General features: G+C 59.0%; 20 protein-coding genes. 12 read left to right on the top strand and 8 right to left on the bottom strand.

The window, feature by feature from the left end; all coding sequences use genetic code 11:
• Positions 1-95: 95 nt before the first annotated feature.
• From KW839_RS22825 to norR, 4 genes are all read right to left on the bottom strand, one after another.
• A complete protein-coding gene (locus KW839_RS22825) occupies positions 96-422 on the bottom strand; it encodes a hypothetical protein (RefSeq protein WP_218425590.1) in 327 nt (108 codons plus the stop codon).
• Between the two features lie 105 nt (positions 423-527).
• On the bottom strand, positions 528-986 hold the full coding sequence (locus KW839_RS22820; protein ID WP_218425589.1) for an N-acetyltransferase: 459 nt from the start codon (positions 984-986) through the stop codon (positions 528-530).
• Positions 987-1,013: 27 nt separating this feature from the next.
• Positions 1,014-1,916 (bottom strand): chemotaxis protein CheV, encoded by a 903-nt coding sequence (locus KW839_RS22815; RefSeq protein ID WP_060543040.1) that lies wholly within the window; start codon positions 1,914-1,916, stop codon positions 1,014-1,016.
• Positions 1,917-2,265: 349 nt separating this feature from the next.
• Positions 2,266-3,816, bottom strand: coding sequence for a nitric oxide reductase transcriptional regulator NorR (gene norR / locus KW839_RS22810; protein WP_218425588.1), 1,551 nt, complete (start codon positions 3,814-3,816; stop codon positions 2,266-2,268).
• 154 nt (positions 3,817-3,970) lie between these two features.
• On the opposite strand from norR, the gene hmpA reads away from it, so the two are divergent.
• The 10 genes from hmpA to KW839_RS22760 all read left to right on the top strand — a co-directional run bounded on the left by hmpA (position 3,971) and on the right by KW839_RS22760 (position 13,260).
• A complete protein-coding gene (gene hmpA, locus KW839_RS22805) occupies positions 3,971-5,152 on the top strand; it encodes an NO-inducible flavohemoprotein (RefSeq protein ID WP_218425587.1) in 1,182 nt (393 codons plus the stop codon).
• 286 nt (positions 5,153-5,438) lie between these two features.
• A complete protein-coding gene (locus KW839_RS22800) occupies positions 5,439-5,948 on the top strand; it encodes a disulfide bond formation protein B (RefSeq protein ID WP_060543043.1) in 510 nt (169 codons plus the stop codon).
• Positions 5,949-6,767: 819 nt separating this feature from the next.
• A complete protein-coding gene (gene cyoA / locus KW839_RS22795) occupies positions 6,768-7,703 on the top strand; it encodes a ubiquinol oxidase subunit II (protein WP_060543045.1) in 936 nt (311 codons plus the stop codon).
• Positions 7,704-7,706: 3 nt separating this feature from the next.
• Positions 7,707-9,737: a cytochrome o ubiquinol oxidase subunit I gene (gene cyoB, locus KW839_RS22790; RefSeq protein ID WP_060543046.1), complete on the top strand. Its 2,031-nt coding sequence runs from the start codon at positions 7,707-7,709 to the stop codon at positions 9,735-9,737.
• Positions 9,738-9,740: 3 nt separating this feature from the next.
• A complete protein-coding gene (locus tag KW839_RS22785) occupies positions 9,741-10,367 on the top strand; it encodes a cytochrome o ubiquinol oxidase subunit III (protein WP_060543047.1) in 627 nt (208 codons plus the stop codon).
• Positions 10,367-10,702, top strand: coding sequence for a cytochrome o ubiquinol oxidase subunit IV (gene cyoD / locus KW839_RS22780; RefSeq protein WP_060543048.1), 336 nt, complete (start codon positions 10,367-10,369; stop codon positions 10,700-10,702). Before KW839_RS22785 ends, cyoD begins: the two co-directional genes overlap by 1 nt.
• Before the next feature lie 11 nt (positions 10,703-10,713).
• Positions 10,714-11,601, top strand: coding sequence for a heme o synthase (cyoE, locus tag KW839_RS22775; protein ID WP_060543049.1), 888 nt, complete (start codon positions 10,714-10,716; stop codon positions 11,599-11,601).
• Positions 11,602-11,801: 200 nt separating this feature from the next.
• The gene (locus KW839_RS22770; protein ID WP_218425586.1) at positions 11,802-12,146 is read left to right on the top strand and encodes a toxin; all 345 of its coding nucleotides are present in this window, start codon (positions 11,802-11,804) and stop codon (positions 12,144-12,146) included.
• A complete protein-coding gene (locus tag KW839_RS22765) occupies positions 12,143-12,457 on the top strand; it encodes a DNA-binding transcriptional regulator (protein WP_060543051.1) in 315 nt (104 codons plus the stop codon). The genes KW839_RS22770 and KW839_RS22765 overlap by 4 nt, the downstream gene beginning before the upstream one ends.
• A 308-nt stretch (positions 12,458-12,765) precedes the next feature.
• Positions 12,766-13,260 carry a RidA family protein gene (locus tag KW839_RS22760; protein ID WP_060543052.1) on the top strand — a complete coding sequence of 165 codons (495 nt, stop codon included), beginning with the start codon at positions 12,766-12,768 and terminating at the stop codon, positions 13,258-13,260.
• Between the two features lie 335 nt (positions 13,261-13,595).
• Here KW839_RS22760 and KW839_RS22755 read toward each other — a convergent pair whose 3' ends face one another.
• The 3 genes from KW839_RS22755 to KW839_RS22745 all read right to left on the bottom strand — a co-directional run bounded on the left by KW839_RS22755 (position 13,596) and on the right by KW839_RS22745 (position 16,851).
• Positions 13,596-14,300, bottom strand: coding sequence for a hypothetical protein (locus tag KW839_RS22755; protein WP_218425585.1), 705 nt, complete (start codon positions 14,298-14,300; stop codon positions 13,596-13,598).
• Positions 14,301-14,614: 314 nt separating this feature from the next.
• Positions 14,615-16,135: a HAMP domain-containing sensor histidine kinase gene (locus KW839_RS22750; protein ID WP_218425584.1), complete on the bottom strand. Its 1,521-nt coding sequence runs from the start codon at positions 16,133-16,135 to the stop codon at positions 14,615-14,617.
• Positions 16,132-16,851, bottom strand: a complete 720-nt coding sequence (locus tag KW839_RS22745) for a response regulator transcription factor (protein ID WP_060543055.1) — start codon at positions 16,849-16,851, stop codon at positions 16,132-16,134. The genes KW839_RS22750 and KW839_RS22745 overlap by 4 nt, the downstream gene beginning before the upstream one ends.
• A gap of 186 nt (positions 16,852-17,037) precedes the next feature.
• Between KW839_RS22745 and msrB the strand changes: the two genes are divergently transcribed.
• Together msrB and msrA are read left to right on the top strand one after the other, a co-directional pair.
• Positions 17,038-17,556: a peptide-methionine (R)-S-oxide reductase MsrB gene (gene msrB / locus KW839_RS22740; protein ID WP_218425583.1), complete on the top strand. Its 519-nt coding sequence runs from the start codon at positions 17,038-17,040 to the stop codon at positions 17,554-17,556.
• Positions 17,557-17,622: 66 nt separating this feature from the next.
• Entirely contained in the window at positions 17,623-18,330 is a 708-nt protein-coding gene (gene msrA, locus KW839_RS22735) for a peptide-methionine (S)-S-oxide reductase MsrA (RefSeq protein WP_218425582.1), read from the top strand.
• Positions 18,331-18,340: 10 nt separating this feature from the next.
• Here the strand turns inward: msrA and KW839_RS22730 are convergent, their stop codons facing one another.
• Positions 18,341-19,354: a sensor domain-containing diguanylate cyclase gene (locus tag KW839_RS22730; RefSeq protein WP_218425581.1), complete on the bottom strand. Its 1,014-nt coding sequence runs from the start codon at positions 19,352-19,354 to the stop codon at positions 18,341-18,343.
• Positions 19,355-19,387 lie beyond the last annotated feature (33 nt).

Here is a 19,387-nt window from a genome sequence, read left to right as displayed (position 1 = left end):
TGCTATTCATTGAATAGTCAGTCGCATCCTGAGGGCTGAAGCGGCGACAGACCCCCGCCGCAAGTGTCGCCCTCAGAAGCACGTTTTTGCGCCATTCACTGAGTCGTGACAGTTGGCCGGATGGAGTCCCATTCGGTGACATACGCGGTTTTGCTCTTTTTGCTGTACAGGCACAGCTCGGTACCTTGCGCGCCTTTCATGTGTTTTTGCGGGTACTGGCCCTGGAGCAGCAGCGCGGTATAACCGACGCGATCATCGAACTGCGCAGGGTTGCCGACGGGGTTGGCATTCTTCAGGCCGCTGGCTTTGGTGCAACTGGCCAGTACTGTCTTGTCGTAGGCGGCCCAGGCGTCAAGGCTGGAGGCGCTGGCCTGATGGGCGAGGGCGGCGATGCAGAGCAGGCTCAGGGTTGCTGCTTTCATGGTTCAGGAGTCCTTGGGCAGGTGCGGTCCAAGGGGTGAGTATGCCTGATGGTGGGACGGTATCTGTAAGGCCGTCATGGCGAGCCTGATCGCGAAGGCGATGTGTCAGACCGGCACCGCCTCCCGGCGAACCACGCGCATCCCGACACTTTCATACAATCGCTGCGCCCGTTGATTGTCTTCCAGCACCTTCAAATCCACGAAACCCTCCCGGCGTTGTTGAAACGTCTTGAACGCCTGTAGCAGCAACGCGCGGCCCAAACCTTGTCGTTGAGCCCGCGGATGCACCACCAGATTGTAGATATACGCGCTGGTCCAGCACTGGCACACGGCAACCACGCCCTCGGCGTCCAGAGCAATGAAACACAGGGACGGGTCGTATTCGGGGTCGGTTTCGAACCGCTGTTGCCAGGCGTCCGGCGCCGGAACGCGACCACCACCTTGCCCATGGCCGAGCTCCATCAGTTGGTGCACGGCAGCGGCGAGGGCAGGGTGATATTGAGTCAACTGCACGCCGGCTGGCCAGATGGCTTGCGGCACGACGTCAGTAAGGTCGCGCCGCATCAGCCAGCAAAATTCTCCGGCCAAGACTCAATAACCTTGCTCGGCAACGGCCTTGGCTGCGGTGATCAGGCACTGGGTCAACTCGGGTGAAGAAAACTTGGTCAGTACCGCATTCGCCCCGGCCACGCGCGCTTTCTCTGCGTTCATCGCGCTGTCGAGGGAGGTGTGCAGCAACACATAGAGGTGTGCGAAGTCCGGAGTTTCACGCAGGGTACGGGTAAAGGCGTATCCGTCCATTTCCGACATTTCAATGTCCGAGACAATCAGGTTGATCTGATTGGCGGTGCCTTGCAGGTCCAGCAGGCAGTCGATGGCTTCCTTGGCGCTGCGGGCGGTATGACATTGCAGGCCGAGGTTGCGCAGGGTGTGCACCGACTGTTGCAGTGCGACCTGGCTGTCATCGACTACCAGAATCCGCGCACTGCCGAGCGTCTCGGCGTCCTCCATGCTCAGTTCGGTGGGTGCCATCTCGATCTGCACCGGGGCGATGCCGTGAATGACTTTTTCGATATCCAGCACTTGCACCAGGTTGCCATCGACCGAGGTCACACCGGTGATGTACGAACGCAGGCCGCCGGAACCGAAGGGGGGCGGACGGATGTCGGTAGTCAGGCAATGGATGATCTTGCTGACTGCCTGAACATGCAGCCCCTGCTTGGAGCGACTGACATCGGTGACGATCAGGCAACCGCCGTTCGGGTCCTCCAGCGGGCGCTCACCAATGGCGCGGCTGAGGTCGATCACCGACAGCGAGGCCCCGCGCAGGGTGGCGATGCCTTTGACGTGAGGATGCGACTCCGGCAACTTGGTCAGCGGCGGGCAGGGAATGATTTCACTGACCTTGAGCAGGTTGATCGCCATCAGCTTGCCGCTGCGCAAGGTAAACAGCAGAAGCGACAGTGAGTCTGCGCGGGCTTTGGTGGCGGTCATATGAACCTTCTGTTGAGAAAGGTGGCGGGCAATCCCGGGATGGCCAACGGCTATCGATGCCGGGTTATCGACTTGTTGGGGGCAGGCTTTAATGCAATCAGTCTACCTGTGGCAATGGGGCTTTCTGTTGTGAGGGCGCTCGCTGTGGTCACGACGCCTTCTGTGGTCAGGGAGCCTTCTGTGGCGAGGGGGCTTGCCCCCGTCGGAGTGCGAAGCGCTCCCCAGCCTTTGCGACCGCTTCGCGGTCGAACGGGGGCAAGCCCCCTCGCCACAGAAAGCCCCAATTCCCAGCAAGCCCCGTTCCACAGCAACCCCCATTCCACAGCATGCCCTCTTGCCACAGGGGGATTCATTTCATCCCCAAGCGCTTGGCCATGCGCCCCAGGTTCGCGCGATCCAGGCCTAGTTCACGCGCGGCACTAGCCCAGTTGTTGTGATGCCGTTCCAGGCACGCGGCGATCACTTGGCGTTGATAGTTCTCGGTGGCCTCGCGCAAGTCTCCCGTTACCAGCGTCATCGCAGGCGCTGCAAGCTGCTGTGCGGTGACTTCAACGCTGCCATTGGGCAAGTCCAGATCCGCGGCGCTCAGGCTTAGAATCTTTGGTCTCTCCTTACAGTTACCCAGCGCTTTGAGGGCGCTGCGGCCGATCAGGTGTTCCAGTTCGCGAACATTGCCCGGCCAGTCATAGGCAAGCAGTGCGTTTTGCGCATCACTACCCAGGCGCAGACTGTTGAGGCCCATGCGCGAACGATTCTGCTCCAGGAAATACCCGCTGAGCAGCAACACGTCACGCCCGCGATCGCGCAGCGCCGGCACCAGCAACGGGTAGACGCTGAGGCGGTGATAAAAGTCGGCACGATAACGGCCGCTGCGCACTTCCTCGGCCAGGTCGCGGTTAGTTGCCGCGATCAGGCGGACGTCGACCTGATGCTCCTTGTCCGAACCCAGTCGCTGCAGTTGGCCGCTTTGCAGCACGCGCAACAGCTTGGCCTGCACGGTCAATGACAATTCGCCGACTTCATCGAGAAACAGCGTGCCGCCATTGGCCAGTTCGAACTTGCCGCGCCGGTCGTTCATCGCCCCGGTAAAGGCACCGCGCACATGGCCGAACAGCTCGCTCTCCACCAGAGTGTCCGGCAGCGCGGCACAGTTGAGGCTGATGATCGGTTTGTCGGCGCGGGCCGAGGCGGCGTGAATGGCCTGGGCCACCAACTCCTTGCCCACCCCGGTTTCCCCGGTGATCAGCACGGTCAGATCGCTGCCGCCGACCAGATTGATTTCTTCCACCAGCCGTTTGTGGGCCTTGCTCTGGCCGATCATCTCGCGGCTCTGTTGGCCACTGGCCTGACGGTACACCTCGGCGCGCTGGTGTTCGTCTTCGGCGCGATTGGCCAGACGCTCGATGCGCTCGGCGGCGTTGACCGTGGCGGCGGCGAGGCTGGCGAAGGCTTGCAGAGCGTCCAGTTCGATCGGTTCGAAGCGCTCCGGGTCGAGGGCATCGAGGGTCAGCAGGCCCCATGGACGCTCGTCGATAAACAGTGGGCAACCCATGCAGTCGTGGACTTCCAGGTGATCATCCAGGCCATCGACCAGGCCGTCATAAGGGTCGGGCAACTCGCTGTCGGCGGCGAATCGGGTTGGGCCGGGGCTGTCGAGCAGTGCCTTGAAACGCGGATGTTCGCTGATCTTGAAGCGCCGGCCGAGGGTGTCGGTGCTCAAGCCATCGACGGCCAGCGGCACCAGCCATTCGCCATCGAGACGCAGCAGCGCGGCAGCATCGCACGGCAGCAGGGCGCGCATGGCTTCGAGCAAGCGGCGATAGCGCTCGCCTTCGGGGAGTTCACGGGACAGGTCAGAGACCAGGGGCAGCAGTGCGGTCAGCAGGGATTTTGCAGTCATAGTGACTCCATGTAGTCGGTATGACTATAAAGCAGTCTGTGTCTAAATGACTATGTTGATACTAAGCTTTTGATTTTAAACAATAAAATAGTTGGCACGGAAGCTGATAAGTATAGGGCAATCAGTTAGCAATCAAGAAACCTGGAGTCACTTTATGCTGAGCGCCCAAGACCGTGCCATCGTCAAATCCACTGTCCCGCTGCTGGAAAGCGGTGGCGAAGCGTTGATCACGCACTTTTACCGCATGATGCTCTCCGAATACCCTGAAGTGCGCCCATTGTTCAATCAGGCCCATCAGGTTAGCGGTGATCAGCCGCGCGCCCTGGCCAACGGCGTGCTGATGTATGCGCGCCACATCGATCAGCTCGATCAACTGGGTGATCTGGTGGCCAAGATCATCAACAAGCACGTGGCCCTGCAGATCCAGCCGGAGCATTACCCGATTGTCGGCAGCTGCCTGCTGCGTGCAATCGCCGAAGTGCTGGGCGATGAAATTGCCACGCCGCAAGTGATTGCAGCCTGGGGTGCAGCTTACGGTCAACTGGCCGACATTCTGATCGGTGCCGAAGGCAGCATTTACGACCAGAAAGCGCAGGCACCCGGCGGCTGGCGTGGAGCGCGGGATTTCATCGTTGCAGCCAAGGTCGAGGAAAGCGCGGAAATCACCTCGTTCTACTTCGAGCCGGCTGACAAAGGACCGATTCTCGCTGCTGAACCGGGCCAGTACATCGGCATGAAACTGTTCCTCGATGGAGAGGAAATCCGTCGTAACTATTCACTGTCGGCCTTGGCGAGCAAAGGCCAGTACCGCATCAGCGTCAAGCGCGAAAGCGGTGGCCGCGCCTCCAACTATCTGCACGATCAGTTGCCGGTCGGTGCGAGCATCCAGTTGTTTCCGCCATCGGGTGAGTTTGTCCTGACTGCCAGCGACAAACCCCTGGTATTGATCAGCGGCGGAGTCGGCATCACGCCAACCCTGGCGATGCTCGAAGCGGCATTGCAAACCGAGCGTCCAGTGCATTTCATTCACTGCGCGCGCAACGGCAGCGTTCATGCGTTCCGCGACTGGATCGACGGGCTGGCCGAGCGTCATCCGCAACTCAAGCGCTTCTATTGCTATGCCGAGGATGACGGTGTGAGCCCGGCGGCGCACAAGGTTGGATTGCTGAGCCAGCAACAGTTGAACGAATGGTTGCCGCAAGAGCGCGATGTGGATGCGTACTTCCTCGGGCCGAAGGGCTTCATGGGCGCGATCAAGCGCCACCTCAAGGCCTTGGGTGTGCCGGAGAAACAGAGCCGTTACGAGTTCTTCGGGCCGGCTTCGGCGCTGGAGTAAGTAGCGAGGTGACTCGGGGTTCGAGTCGCCAGCTTCGCGAGCAAGCCCGCTCCCACACTGATCGCGGTGAACACAAAGTTTTGTGTCCGGCCTCAATCCAATGTGGGAGCGGGCTTGCTCGCGAATGCCGCACCGCGTTTTCAACTTGTGAAAAACCTTTGAAAGTTAATCCCTTCTTAACCCGCTTATCGTCTATTCCCCCAAATCCCCCGACACGCTCCAGGCTCTCAAAGGTCATGGCCAGCGTGTAGACTGGCGGGCAATCGATATCTTGAAGGGAAACGCGATGAGCGAGGAAACCATGCGGTTGGGGCGTGAACGACGCTATCTGGTGTTGCTGGGCATCATTTGCCTGGCACTGATCGGTGGCGCGTTGTACATGCAGATTGTGCTGGGCGAGGCGCCTTGCCCGCTGTGCATCCTGCAACGGTACGCATTGCTGCTGATCGCCATTTTTGCCTTCGTCGGCGCCGCCATGCGTTCGCGCCGCAGCATCACGATTTTTGAAACCCTGGTGGTGATTTGCGCTCTGGCGGGTGTCGCAGTGGCCGGGCATCACGTTTATACGCAGTTCTATCCGGCGATCAGTTGTGGCATCGATGTGCTGCAACCGATAGTCGACGGCCTGCCGCTGGCGAAGATCTTCCCGCTGGGCTTCCAGGTCGACGGCTTCTGCTCCACGCCCTATCCACCCATCCTCGGTTTGTCGCTGGCGCAGTGGGCACTGTTGGCCTTCGTGCTGATCGTGATTCTGGTGCCGCTACTGACCTCGCGTAACCGTAAAGCGCTGCGCTGAGTTCATCTGCCGGCAGCCATTGTCGGACAAAAAAACGCCCCGGTCCTTGATGAGAGGAGCGGGGCGTTTTTGCATTTCACATGCCCGGTAAAAAGACCGTGATGCGTGACAGTCAGGGGTGCGACACGTGTGCGACACGTTGTCACAGCGAAAAGGTCGCAGGTCATTTCGGGAAGCCGGATCGGCAGGTGATCGAATCACCCAATCAGCCTGTTCCGGCCGTTGCCGACTTCCACCACGTACAGCTGGAACAGGCAGTTTTAACAAGGTCTGGCGAATGGCCAGAGCCCTTGTCATATCGGGCTTACGGCAAGGTCGAGGGCAATGGAAGTTGCGTCGATACTGTCTGAAATGCCGGGGGTAGACCTACTTATTTTGGTGTTTTTGTTGAGAATTTATTTCGATAAGATGCGCGACTTTTACGAGATCGGCGAATGATTGTTGCCGCTTCGGATAAAAATTATTTCGGGATGAGACATGGTTTATAAAACGCTACATATCTACAATCGCCCGCACTGAATTCCCGGCACTGCTCAATCCTTGATCAGGTACTGAGCGGGACAGGGTGTCGAGAGCTTCACGCGACCCCCGGTGTCGGTGCCGCCAACTACCCGCACCAAATGGAATTGGTCTGTAACAAGGCCTTTGACCACGAATTCGAATAAGAACTCAACGCAGGCCCAGGATTTGTCGAAACGCGTCTGACGCCACGACGGGCAGGCCCTTATTCAATCCAAGAAAAATGCCAACCCTTGGCAGGGTGAAGTGTTGGCGATCAAAACCCAACTGCATTGCGCAAGCTGCTTTAGAGGTCGTGAGATGAGTAAAAACAGGTACCCCAGACTACTAGGCTTATTGCCGCTGATCGGCACGTTGCTGCTGTCAGGCTGCAACATGACCTTGCTCAATCCCAAGGGCCAGGTTGGTCTGGACGAGCGAAACCTGATCATCACCGCAACGCTGCTGATGCTGTTGGTCGTGGTTCCGGTCATTGTCATGACCTTCCTGTTCGCCTGGAAATATCGCGCGTCCAACACCAGCGCTACCTACACGCCGAAATGGAACCACTCCACCAAGATCGAGATCGCGGTGTGGGCTGTTCCGGTACTGATCATCATTGCCCTGGGTTACGTCACCTACAAGTCGACCCACGCCCTTGACCCGTACAAGCCACTGGAATCCGACGTCAAGCCTGTGACCATCGAAGTGGTCGCGCTGGACTGGAAGTGGCTGTTCATCTACCCGGAACAAGGCATCGCCACGGTCAACAAGATCGTGTTCCCGGCGCACACCCCGATCAACTTCAAGATCACTTCCGACGCCGTGATGAACTCGTTCTTCATCCCTGCTCTGGGTGGCCAGATCTACGCGATGGCGGGCATGCAGACCAAGCTGCACCTGATCGCCAACGAAAACGCTGAAATGGACGGCATCTCCGCCAACTACAGCGGCGCCGGTTTCACCGGTATGAAATTCAAAGCGATCGCAACTTCCCAGGAAGATTTCGACGCCTGGGTCAGTGAAGTCAAAAAGGCACCTAAACAGCTTGAACAAGCTGAATACGCAGCCCTTGCCAAGCAGAGCCAGAACAACCCAGTCGAGCTCTACTCCTCGGTCACACCGAACCTGTTCCAGACCATCGTCGACAAGTACGAAGGCATGAAACCAGGTCCGAAAGTGAAGCACGAGAAGAAAGAGAAAGAAGTGGCCGCTACGGACATGGATTCGCATTCAGCTGCCGGGGCAGAGGAGTAAACGATGTTTGGTAAATTAAGTTGGGAAGCGGTCCCGTTCCACGAGCCGATCGTGATGGTGACCATCGCCATGATCGCGCTGGGTGGTCTGGCACTGTTTGCAGGTATCACTTATTTCAAGAAGTGGACCTACCTGTGGACCGAGTGGCTGACGTCGGTCGACCACAAGAAAATCGGCGTGATGTACATCATCGTCGCCATGGTCATGCTGCTGCGCGGTTTTGCCGACGCCATCATGATGCGTACCCAGTTGGCCATGGCCACCGAGGGTTCGCCTGGCTACCTGCCACCTGAACACTATGACCAGATCTTCACCGCCCACGGTGTGATCATGATCATCTTCATGGCGATGCCATTCTTCACCGGCCTGATGAACCTTGCAGTGCCGCTGCAGATCGGCGCGCGTGACGTTGCCTACCCGTTCCTGAACTCCCTGAGCTTCTGGCTGCTGGTTTCCGGCGTGGTGCTGATCAACCTGTCCCTGGGCGTCGGCGAATTCGCCAAGACCGGCTGGGTTGCCTATCCACCGCTGTCGGGTCTGCAATACAGCCCTGGCGTGGGGATGGACTACTACATCTGGGCGCTACAGCTATCGGGTCTGGGGACAACGCTGACGGGGGTCAACTTCCTGGCCACCGTGCTGAAAATGCGTACCCCTGGCATGAAGCTGATGGACATGCCGATCTTCACCTGGACCTGCACCTGGGCCAACGTCCTGATCGTGGCTTCGTTCCCGATCCTGACCGCTACCCTGGCACTGCTGACGCTTGACCGTTACATGGATTTCCACATTTTCACCAACGAACTTGGTGGCAATCCGATGATGTACGTGAACCTGTTCTGGGCATGGGGTCACCCTGAGGTGTACATCCTGATCCTGCCAGCGTTCGGTATCTTCTCTGAAGTCATCTCGACCTTCACCGGCAAGAAACTGTTCGGCCACCATTCGATGGTCTACGCATCGGGCGCGATCTCGATCCTGGGCTTCATGGTCTGGCTGCACCACTTCTTCACCATGGGTTCGGGTGCCAGCGTCAACGCCTTCTTCGGTCTGGCGACGATGCTGATTTCCATCCCGACGGGTGTGAAACTGTTCAACTGGCTGTTCACCATCTACCAGGGCCGTCTGCGTTTCACCAGCCAGGTGCTGTGGACCCTGGGCTTCATGGTGACCTTCGCCATTGGCGGCATGACCGGCGTACTGCTGGCCATCCCGGGTGCCGACTTCGTACTGCACAACAGCCTGTTCGTGATCGCGCACTTCCACAACGTGATCATCGGCGGCGCAGTATTCGGCTACATCGCAGGCTTCGCGTTCTACTTCCCGAAAGCGTTCGGCTTCAAGCTGCACGAAGGTTGGGGCAAGGCAGCGTTCTGGTTCTGGATCAGCGGCTTCTTCGTCGCGTTCATGCCGCTCTACGCTCTGGGCTTCATGGGCATGACCCGTCGCCTGAACGCCACCACCAACCCTGAGTGGGTGCCGTACCTGTACGTCGCCATGTTCGGTGCGGTGATGATCGCCGTGGGTATCGCTTGCCAGCTGATCCAGCTCTACGTAAGTGTGCGTGACCGCAAGAAGCCAGAGAACATGTGCGAACACGGTGACCCGTGGAATGCTCACACTCTGGAATGGTCGACCTCTTCGCCACCTCCGTTCTACAACTTCGCCGTGCTGCCAAAAGCCGACGTTGTCGACCCGTTCACCGAAGCCAAGGAAAACGGCACTGCGTACAAGGCCCCGGCCAAGTACCAGCCGATCCACATGCCAAACAACACCGCGACCGGTGTGGTCATGGGCGCACTGTTGACCGTGTTCGGCTTCGCGATGATCTGGCACATCTGGTGGCTGGCAATCGCTAGCCTGGCCGGCACCGTGATCTACTTCGTGATCCACGCGGCCCGTGATGATCAAGGCTATATGGTGCCGGTCGACGTGATCGAGCGCATCGAAGCCGAGCAGCACAAGCGTCTGGTAGCAGCCGGGAAAGTCCCAGCCACTGCCACCCGTGTTGAAACCTCGTTGGAACAGGCTTAAACCATGTCGAACTTAGTGACCAATGCTGGACACACCCATGTCGATGGACATGGGCATGATGACCATCACCACGACTCGGGCGAGATGACCGTATTCGGCTTCTGGCTCTACCTGATGACCGACTGCATTCTGTTTGCGTCGATCTTCGCAGCGTACGCGGTACTGGTTAACAACGTAGCGGGTGGCCCGTCGGGCCACGACATCTTCGAACTGCCATACGTACTGGGCGAAACCGCTCTGCTGCTGTTCAGTTCGATCACCTACGGCTTCGCCATGCTGGCGTTGTACAAGGGTAACAAGAAGGCAGTGCTGGGCTGGCTGGGCATGACCTTCCTGCTTGGCGCAGGCTTTATCGGCATGGAGATCAACGAGTTCCACCTGCTGATCTCCGAAGGCTACGGCCCTAGCCGTTCCGGCTTCCTGTCCGCGTTCTTCACCCTGGTCGGTACTCACGGTCTGCACGTGTCCGCGGGTCTGATCTGGATGGGCATCATGATGTACCAGGTCAACAAACATGGCCTGACGTCGACCAACAAGACTCGCCTGAGCTGCCTGAGCCTGTTCTGGCACTTCCTGGACGTGGTCTGGATCTGCGTCTTCACCGTTGTCTACCTGATGGGGACCCTGTAATGGCTAATGCACACTCCCATGACAGCCATGATGCTGGCCACGGCAGCGTAAAGTCTTACGCCATCGGCTTCATCCTGTCGGTGATCCTGACCGTCATCCCGTTTGGCCTGGTGATGTATCCAAGCCTGCCGAAGACCATGACGCTGGCAATCGTTCTGCTGTTCGCGGTAATCCAGGTGGTCGTTCACCTGTATTACTTCCTGCACCTGGACCGTTCCATGGCTCAGCGTAACAACGTGATTGCGTTCGTCTTCACAGCCATTGTGATCGTCCTGCTGGTTGGCCTGTCGTTGTGGATCATGTTCAGCATCCACACGTTCATGATGGCGAAGTGAGGTAAGTCCGCATGTCCCTCAAGCACTTTATCCAAATCACCAAACCGGGGATCATTTTCGGTAACGTGCTTTCTGTGGCAGGCGGATTTTTCCTGGCCTCCAAAGGGCATGTCGATCTGGCCATCTTCCTGGCCGCCATGATCGGCACGTCCCTGGTAGTCGCCTCCGGTTGCGTGTTCAACAACTGCATCGACCGCGACATCGACCTGAAGATGGAGCGCACCAAGAACCGGGTGCTGGTCCAGGGCTTGATCTCCCTGAAGCTGGCCCTGATCTACGCGACTGTCCTGGGTGTCGCCGGCGTTGTGTTGTTGTACAAAGTGGCCAACCCGTTGGCCGCGCTGTTCGCAGTCATCGGCTTCGTGATCTACGTCGGCTTCTACAGCCTGTACCTCAAGCGCAAGTCGGTTCACGGCACGCTGGTGGGCAGTCTGTCGGGCGCCATGCCGCCGGTGATCGGCTACGTCGCGGTAAGCAATACCTTCGACATGGCCGCGCTGACCCTGCTGGTGATGTTCAGCCTGTGGCAGATGCCGCACTCCTACGCCATCGCGATCTTCCGCTTCAACGATTACCTGGCCGCATCGATTCCGGTGCTGCCAGTCAAGCGCGGAATCAAGGTGGCCAAGAAGCACATCCTGCTCTACATCCTGGCGTTCCTCGTGGCGACCTTGATGCTGACCTTCAGCGGCTACGCCGGCATGAGCTACCTCGCCGTCGCCGCCGCCATGGGCATGTACTGGCTGTACATGGCCTGGACCGGCTACAAGGCAGTGGATGACACGGTCTGGGCACGCAAGCTGTTCGTGTTCTCGATCTTCACCATTACCGCGTTGAGCGTGATGATGTCCCTGGACTTCAAGGTGCCGGCAGAGCTGTTGCTGACGTACGCGCCTTAAGATTCAGATGCTGCACCGAAAAGCCCCGCCTTCGAGAGAAGCGCGGGGCTTTTTGTTTGGATGTGTCTCGTCCTGAATAAGGTTTACACCTGTTTCAGGACGAGACAATGCTTTTTAGCAGGTCGAGGTCGTTAGCAGGGTTTGTCAGGAAGATGACTCGTCGGTTGCCTGACTATAAGCATATTGCGTATAGTTAGGCGATGCGAACCGTATTCTTCGAAACCACATCCTTTACTGCCACCGTTGGCAATTATCTGACGGACGATGAGTATCGTGCGCTGCAAACCCGCATGCAGCTCAATCCCCTGGCGGGCGCTGTGATGCCTCGCACGGGAGGCTTTCGAAAACTCCGCTGGGCCGATGAGCGTCGAGGAAAAGGCAGGCGAGGTGGCTTGCGGGTTATCTATTATTGGCTTATGAATGATGGCCAGTTCTGGATGTTTGCAATTTATGACAAAGATGAGCTTGAGAATTTGACCGCCGACCAAGAGAAGGTGCTCAAGAAAGCCATAGAAACAGAGTTGAAAAAACGAGGTACCCCATGAAAAAACGCGACCTGTTTGCAGAGTTGATGCAGGGCGTTGATGAGATGGCGGCTCAACGCGAAGGCAAGATTACGTTGCGCAACACGACCGTGGAGGACATTCCGGCTCCTGAGGTGGGGGCGCAGGAAATCGTTGCACTACGGGAAAAGTTGCACATGTCCCAAGCCGTTTTCGCCAAGCGAATTCGCACCAGCCCCAGCACCCTGAGAAACTGGGAACAGCAAAAGTCGAAGCCAAATGCTCAGGCCGCCTTGTTGATCAGGTTGGTGGAGAAATTTCCGGATATGGTTGATCGACTGGCAGTCGTTTGATCAAACCATCGAACAATTGAAAAGCCCCGCCTTCGAGAGAAGCGCGGGGCTTTTTGTTGGTGCAGTGTTTGGGATGGCAAGGCGGTGTCGCCGTTTGCGGAGTTTGACAAGGCCAATGTCTGGCTCGACGCGGCCACCAACAGCGTTCTGGCCCAGGGCTATCAGCCCTTGTTATTCTTGTTGCCATCAGCTTTATGGGTGCTTGGCCGCCGCTCCCTGAGCTTCACGCTGCTGTGTATTGGCGCAGCTGTGTGTTGAACGGGCAAGGGCGAGAATTTTTTGCAGTACTGATCAAGAGGACTGGCTAAATGATTGGGAACATGACCTGCGATGAACGCTTCATCGCCCTGGCCAAGGAATTCGGTTACGACATCTACGGCGAAAACACCGTCGGCGGGCATTACGCACCGCTGATCCGTCACCACGACGAACTCTATATCAGTGGTCTGGTGCCGCGCATGAACGGCAAAATTCACTACCCTGGCCGGGTCGGGCTGGATCTGACCCTGACCGATGCGCAAGCGGCAGCCGGCATCAGTGCGCTGCGTGGGCTGGCGCTGATCGTCGATGCGATCGGTTCACTGGACAAAATCAAATCGCTGATTCGGGTGACGGTGTATGTGAAGTCGACAGCGGATTTTGTCGACCTGAGCGAAGTGGCCAATGGTGCGTCGGATGTATTCAGCCATGTTCTGGGTGAGGCGGGCAAACACACGCGAACGACGGTTGGTGTTTATCAGTTACCGAAGAACGCCGCGATTGAGGTGGACATGATCGCGGCATTGCGTCCATCGGTCTCCTGAACAAGGACGGCCTGAATTTGCGGGCAATAAAACGCCCCGCACTGGGGCGTCATGCTGTTCACTCAAGCGGGGCACACACCTTGTGGTGAGGGGGCTTGTCGGACCGCCGCACCGCCCCGTTCGGCTGCGGAGCAGCCGCAAGACCATTACACGCGGTGTATCTGATACGCCTCGGTGGCAGGTTTTGGGGGGCCGCTTCGCGGCCCAACGGGGCGGTGCGGCGGTCCGACAAGCCCCGTCGCCACAGGCCATCCCCCTCGCCACAGGCAAGCCCTCTGCCACAGATGAGCCCCCTTGTCACAGATGAGCTTCACCAGAATTTATCGCGCTTTGGACTATTGCGCGGCGATGGCGTAGCCAGCAAACGCGGTCTGCTGTTGCAGGGCGGTGATGATGTTCTTGCGGTTGACCGCCAGTTCAGCTCCGGAGTTGTCCAGGAACGTCTCGCCGTCCAGTTCCGCTTCTTCGCCTTCGCCAACGAAGGTAAAGCCGAGGAACTCCAGGGCTTCACGGTCGACGTTCAAGCGCGAGCGCGGGGTGCGCAACGGCAAGGTGACGCTCACGCCGTCCTTGCTGATGGTGAACACTTCGACTTCTTTCTTGGCCCGTGCGGCTTTGCTTTTGCTGCTGCCAGGGTTGCTGATGGCCTGGTGTGTCTGGTTGAGCACCTTCAGGGCCAGGCCGTAGACGATCTCCTGAAACGCCGGGTCGTCCTTGAAACTGGAAAGGATGCGGCTGATCGGGAACTTGCTGCTCAGGTCTTCCAGAGCTGCGATGTCGGCGGCTTCGGCGTCTTTGAGTTGCTTGAGCTGGCCCATCAGTTCGTAGGCCTTATCGTCGTCGAAGCTGTCATGAGCCTGGCGAATGGCGGCGCGCAGCTCGCGAATCTGGTCGCTTTCGCGAGTGGACTGGAAAGCGTCCAGCACCATCTCGCTGATGGTCTTGGCCTGGGGCACGTGCTGTGAAAGATTGATGGAGTTTTCGTATTCCGCTTTGGACGACAAGGTGACTACGGATTCAGCGGTGTTGGAATCGGACATTGAAATTTCACTACTTCTGTAACTTGAATTGAGGCGAGAAAGCACGGGGGCCTTTTCAGGTCGCCTAATCTATTGGACCGGGGCGGCGTTGTCACGGATCAACAGGTGGCTGGTCATATTTTTGCCTTTCTGTGGGGGTGACCCTGCTCGCGATGGAGGTTAACGATAATGCGTTCATTCTGGATGAGCGCGGTGCCCCTGAGTCCATCGCGAGCCTGCTCGCTCCTACAGTTGATCTGATTTGCCACGGATGTTGTGAGCGACACATGAACCTTGTGGGAGCGAGCCTGCTCGCGATGCAGGTAGCGCGGTCCTCACACCTGATTCGGTACATTGAGGTTCATCGACCGCTGCGCCAATGAAGTGGCCGTTTGCTCATCGATCGGTAACGAAAACCGCAACGTCGCCCCCCGTCCCGGCACATCGATCAACTGAATCTCGCGCCCGTGCAGTTGCAGGATTCGGTGCACGATCCGCAGCCCCAGCCCGCCATCGCGCCGCGCACCACCAATGTTGAATGGCCGCAGGAACAGACCTTCGCGCAGTTCGGGGGCGATGCCGGGGCCGGTGTCGCTGACGGTCACTTCGACAAAAGATCCCTGCGCACGCAAGCTCAGTTCAACTTCTCCGCCCGTAGGGGTATGGCGCAGGGCGTTGTCGAACAGGTTGGTCAGCACTCGTTCGATCAGCCCCAGGTCGGCACAGGCCACCGACACATTGGCTGCGAAGCTGGCTTTGAGTTCCACCTGGCGGGCTTCGGCGGTGAGCTCGAATTTCTGAAAAATATCCTGCGTCAGATCCGTCAGGGAAAAGCGTTCCAGCACCGGTTGCACGAAACCGTGCTCCAGGCGCACCAGCTCCAGCAGCGACTGCGCCAGCCCCCCGACCTTGCGGCTTTGATCCAGGGCAATGCCCAGATAGCGACGGCGGTCGGCAGGGGACAGTGTGGCGTCCTTGAGCGAAAGGGTTTCCAGATAACCGTGCAGGGAGGCCAGCGGTGTGCGCAGGTCGTGGGAGATGTTTGCCACCAGTTCGCGACGCTCCTGGTCCTGGCGGGTCAGGGTGCGCCATTGCTCGCCGAGGCGTGCCTGCATCTGCCGGAAAGTGGCATCGAGTATGGAAATCTCATCGTGCCCGGCAGTTATTTCCGCAGGGATGGGCAGGGTCGCAGAGGCCGGGACGCCATCGATGTCGAACCGGCTGACGGTTTCGGTCAGGCGGCGCAATGGCCGGGTGATCAGGGCAAACGCGGCAAGACCGGCAATCAGGCACAGCAGCGCGACCAGTGCGATGGACAGCAATGCGGTATTGAGTGCCGCGCTGGTCGCACCACGCGCGGCCAGGCGATCGTGATCTTCGCCGAGCAACACCACATACAGATAACCGACCTGCTTGCCATCGACCTTCAACGGCGCGGCGCTGAACACCTTGTGCGCATCGACGCTGCGCGGATCGTCGCCGGGAATCGGCAGGGCTTCGCCCCTGAGCAGGCGCTGGATCGGTGCCAGGTCGACCTGCTCGCGCTGTATCCGGCCTTCAGGCGCGGCGCTGCCGACAATCTTGCCCTGGTTGTCGAGCAGGTACACCTCGACACTCGGGTTGACCAGCATCAGTTGACTGAACAGATCGCGCACAGCATCGGGCATCAGGCCCTGGGTGTTCATCAGAACGGTGTCGTTGGCGATGTGTTGCGCCAGGTCCCGGGACAACCCTTGCACCACTTCCTGTTCATGCATCTGGTTGGAGCGCACCTGCATCCACGCCGAGGTACCGCAACACACCAGCAGCAGCGCGGCGAACACCAGGGACAGGCGTTGCGTCAGGGTCAGCCTCATGGTCGTGGCTCCTCACCGGTGGCGAATTTGTAGCCGCGGCCCCAGACCGTGAGAATGCGCACCGGTTGTGCCGGGTCGGTCTCGATCTTGGCGCGCAGGCGGTTGATGTGGGTGTTGACCGTGTGCTCGTAGCCTTCGTGGCTGTAGCCCCAGACGGCATTGAGCAGGTCCATGCGCGAAAACACCTTGCCGGGCTGGCGGGCGAAAAAGTACAGCAGGTCGAACTCCCGTGGCGTCAGGTCGAGACGACGACCGGCGAGGGACACTTCGCGGGTGATCGGGTCAATGGCCAGGCCGTCGATGATCAGGCCGCCGGCGTCCATCTTAAGGTTGCGCGCCATGGCGTCGACCCGGCGCAACAGGGCTTTGACCCGTGCCACCAGTTCGAGCATGGAGAACGGCTTGGCCAGGTAATCGTCGGCACCCAGTTCGAGGCCGAGAATACGGTGCACCTCGCTGGAGCGCGCACTGGTGATGATGATCGGCGTGTAGCGCGCCATGGCCCGGGCACGCCGGCAGATTTCCAGGCCATCGACACCTGGCAGCATCAGGTCGAGGATCAATGCATCCCAGTTACCTTGCTGCAGCAGGCGCATACCTTCGTTGCCATCGGCGCTGTGTATCACTTCGAACTGTTCGTCACGCAGGTGCAGGCAGATCAGGTCGGCGATGTGCAGGTCGTCCTCGACCACGAGGACTCGTTTGGTCTGTTCCATCCAGCTCAATCCTTCGGCGCGATGCACCATTGTGCGAAATACTACCCACAGTGGGGCAGATGCATTGTGCGGGTTTTTCCGGTCCCGAGTTATCACGAATTGTTTAACTTCCCGTGAGGATTTGGCGATCACCCCAAGGCTAGTCTTGGCTCCATGAAACACCCCGTGGGATTCTTGGAGGCAAACATGTTTTCACGACGGCAATTTCTAGTGGCGAGCGGCGGGATGGGGGTTGCAGCCCTGGCGATCGGTGTATTGCCCCAATTTGCCAAAAGCTCGGCGCTGATCAGCGAGGCCGGCGCGCAAGAGGTGTTCGAAGTGAGCCACAGCGACAGCGAATGGCGCAGCATCCTGAGCGACGAGCAATACGAAATCCTCCGTGAAGAAGGCACCGAACGCGCCTACAGCAGCCCGCTGAACAATGAACACCGTGACGGGACGTTCGCTTGTGCCGGTTGCGATCTCCCGCTGTTTTCCTCGGCGACAAAATTCGACAGCCGTACCGGTTGGCCGAGTTTCTGGGCGCCGCTGGAAAGGGCCGTGGCAACCCGCCAGGACCGCGCCTTTGGGATGGTGCGTGAAGAAGTGCACTGCCGGCGCTGTGGCGGGCACCTGGGCCATGTCTTCGATGACGGTCCCAAACCCACCGGCTTGCGCTATTGCATGAACGGCCTGGCGATGAAGTTCGAACCCTCGACCATCTGATTTTTTCATCCGGTTTTTTGTCGGTAGCCACCCTCTGGCCATTCAACTCTTCAGGAGTCATGCCCCATGAAAATCTTGCTCACATGGCGTCGCACATTGCTGGGGCTGGCGGCTGCCGGCATTATCAGTCAGTGCTGGGCGTTCTCTCTGGGTGGGGCTGAAGAGGCCGTCATCATTCCACCGCCGACTCTCGACGAAATCACCCAGGCCCGCAGCGAAACCGCGATTTTCGCCGGTGGATGCTTCTGGGGTGTGCAAGGGGTGTTCCAGCATGTCAAAGGGGTGAAGAGCGCGGTCTCCGGCTATGCCGGCGGTGCGGCCGATACCGCGCAGTACGAGCGCGTCAGCGGCGGTGACACCGGCCATGCGGAGTCGGTCGAAGTGACCTTCGACCCCAACCAGGTCAGCTACGGCAGCCTGCTGCAAATCTACTTCTCGGTGGCGCACAACCCGACCGAACTCAACCGTCAGGGCCCGGACAGCGGCACCCAGTATCGCTCAGCCATTTTCACCAAAAGCGCTGAGCAACAGCGAGTCGCGCAGGCCTACATCACCCAGCTCGATGCGGCCCGTTCGTTCGACAAACCGATTGCGACCCAACTGGAAACCTTCAACGGTTTCTACCCGGCCGAAGAAGAGCATCAGGACTTTCTCACCGAACACCCGACCTACCCGTACATCGTGATCAACGATCTGCCGAAGGTCGCACAGCTCAAGCAACTGTACCCGGATCGCTATCAGGATCAGCCGGTGCTGGTGAAGGCGGACAGGTGAGGGGCGGCCCTCATTCGCAAATCAGATTCCTGCCCGAGATCTTCGAGCGATACAGCGCCTGATCGGCCCGCGCCATCAGGCCGGTCTGCTGTTCCTCGTCAAAGCGCTGGACCACCCCGAAACTCATGGTCACCTTGAAGTCGCCAACGGGCAACAGCTCCGCCAGGCCGTCACGGATCTTGCCGGCGAGAGACTTGGCGTCAGCCAGTGCGGTGTCGGGCAAGACCAGGATGAATTCGTCGCCGCCCCAGCGCGCCAGCAAGTCGCCGTCGCGGACGAAGCGTTTCACGTTTTCGACCACATGGGTCAAGGCGGCGTCACCCAGGGCGTGGCCATAGTGATCGTTGATGGTCTTGAAGTCGTCGATGTCCATGGCGATCAGCGACAACGGCTCGCGGAACCGCTCGGCGCGCTCGCAGGCCTGGGGCAGCACTTGGTCCAGGCGATAGCGATTGGCAATGGAGGTCAAGGTGTCGGTTTGCGCCAGCCTGCGATTCTCTTCGAGCTGCAACTGTAGCTGCAGGTTGACCCGGGACAACTCGCTGGTGCGCTCTTCGATAATTGTTTCGAGGGAGTGATTGCGCTGCTCGAGTGCTTTGAACAGGCGTCGTTTGTCCTCGATGCTGCGGTGTGCGCCGATCATCCGCGCCACTGAACCGTCGGGGTTGCGCGCCAGAATGTGGCCACGGTCTTCGATCCACAGGTAACTGCCGTCCTGCATACGGCAGCGATACTCGGCCTGGTACTCACTGGTGCGCCGGTTCAGGTAATCATCAAACACAGCCATGACCCGAGGGTAGTCATCGGGATGGATGACGTTTTCCCAGGTCAATACATTGTTGTCCAGCGAATGCGGTGTGTAGCCAAGCATCTCGTACCAGCGGGCGGTGCGATACACCAAACCGGTGTTGGCGTTCCAGTCCCAGATACCGTCGCTGATCAGCTCCATGATGGTATGCAGCATGCCGTCGTTCAGATCTGCCATGTCGAACTTCAGCGGCTCGTTATTTGATGTCTCACCCATCTCTGCGCTCCTTGCTTTGTGGATATTGCTGAC

Origin of the sequence: Pseudomonas sp. PDM31 (genome assembly GCF_019218965.1) — a bacterium.
In the GTDB taxonomy this organism is placed as follows: domain Bacteria; phylum Pseudomonadota; class Gammaproteobacteria; order Pseudomonadales; family Pseudomonadaceae; genus Aquipseudomonas.
This window is presented reverse-complemented; position numbering and strand designations above follow the sequence as displayed.

Coding starts and splice junctions, on each gene's coding strand:
- cyoA (WP_060543045.1), top strand. CDS start 6,768: ATGAGTAAAAACAGGTACCCCAGACTACTAGGCTTATTGCCGCTGATC.
- KW839_RS22730 (WP_218425581.1), bottom strand. CDS start 19,354: ATGGGTGAGACATCAAATAACGAGCCGCTGAAGTTCGACATGGCAGAT.
- KW839_RS22785 (WP_060543047.1), top strand. CDS start 9,741: ATGTCGAACTTAGTGACCAATGCTGGACACACCCATGTCGATGGACAT.
- KW839_RS22745 (WP_060543055.1), bottom strand. CDS start 16,851: ATGGAACAGACCAAACGAGTCCTCGTGGTCGAGGACGACCTGCACATC.
- KW839_RS22820 (WP_218425589.1), bottom strand. CDS start 986: ATGCGGCGCGACCTTACTGACGTCGTGCCGCAAGCCATCTGGCCAGCC.
- msrB (WP_218425583.1), top strand. CDS start 17,038: ATGTTTTCACGACGGCAATTTCTAGTGGCGAGCGGCGGGATGGGGGTT.
- hmpA (WP_218425587.1), top strand. CDS start 3,971: ATGCTGAGCGCCCAAGACCGTGCCATCGTCAAATCCACTGTCCCGCTG.
- KW839_RS22765 (WP_060543051.1), top strand. CDS start 12,143: ATGAAAAAACGCGACCTGTTTGCAGAGTTGATGCAGGGCGTTGATGAG.
- KW839_RS22825 (WP_218425590.1), bottom strand. CDS start 422: ATGAAAGCAGCAACCCTGAGCCTGCTCTGCATCGCCGCCCTCGCCCAT.
- KW839_RS22800 (WP_060543043.1), top strand. CDS start 5,439: ATGAGCGAGGAAACCATGCGGTTGGGGCGTGAACGACGCTATCTGGTG.
- KW839_RS22755 (WP_218425585.1), bottom strand. CDS start 14,300: ATGTCCGATTCCAACACCGCTGAATCCGTAGTCACCTTGTCGTCCAAA.
- KW839_RS22750 (WP_218425584.1), bottom strand. CDS start 16,135: ATGAGGCTGACCCTGACGCAACGCCTGTCCCTGGTGTTCGCCGCGCTG.
- cyoD (WP_060543048.1), top strand. CDS start 10,367: ATGGCTAATGCACACTCCCATGACAGCCATGATGCTGGCCACGGCAGC.
- cyoE (WP_060543049.1), top strand. CDS start 10,714: ATGTCCCTCAAGCACTTTATCCAAATCACCAAACCGGGGATCATTTTC.
- KW839_RS22770 (WP_218425586.1), top strand. CDS start 11,802: ATGCGAACCGTATTCTTCGAAACCACATCCTTTACTGCCACCGTTGGC.
- KW839_RS22815 (WP_060543040.1), bottom strand. CDS start 1,916: ATGACCGCCACCAAAGCCCGCGCAGACTCACTGTCGCTTCTGCTGTTT.
- norR (WP_218425588.1), bottom strand. CDS start 3,816: ATGACTGCAAAATCCCTGCTGACCGCACTGCTGCCCCTGGTCTCTGAC.
- KW839_RS22760 (WP_060543052.1), top strand. CDS start 12,766: ATGATTGGGAACATGACCTGCGATGAACGCTTCATCGCCCTGGCCAAG.
- msrA (WP_218425582.1), top strand. CDS start 17,623: ATGAAAATCTTGCTCACATGGCGTCGCACATTGCTGGGGCTGGCGGCT.
- cyoB (WP_060543046.1), top strand. CDS start 7,707: ATGTTTGGTAAATTAAGTTGGGAAGCGGTCCCGTTCCACGAGCCGATC.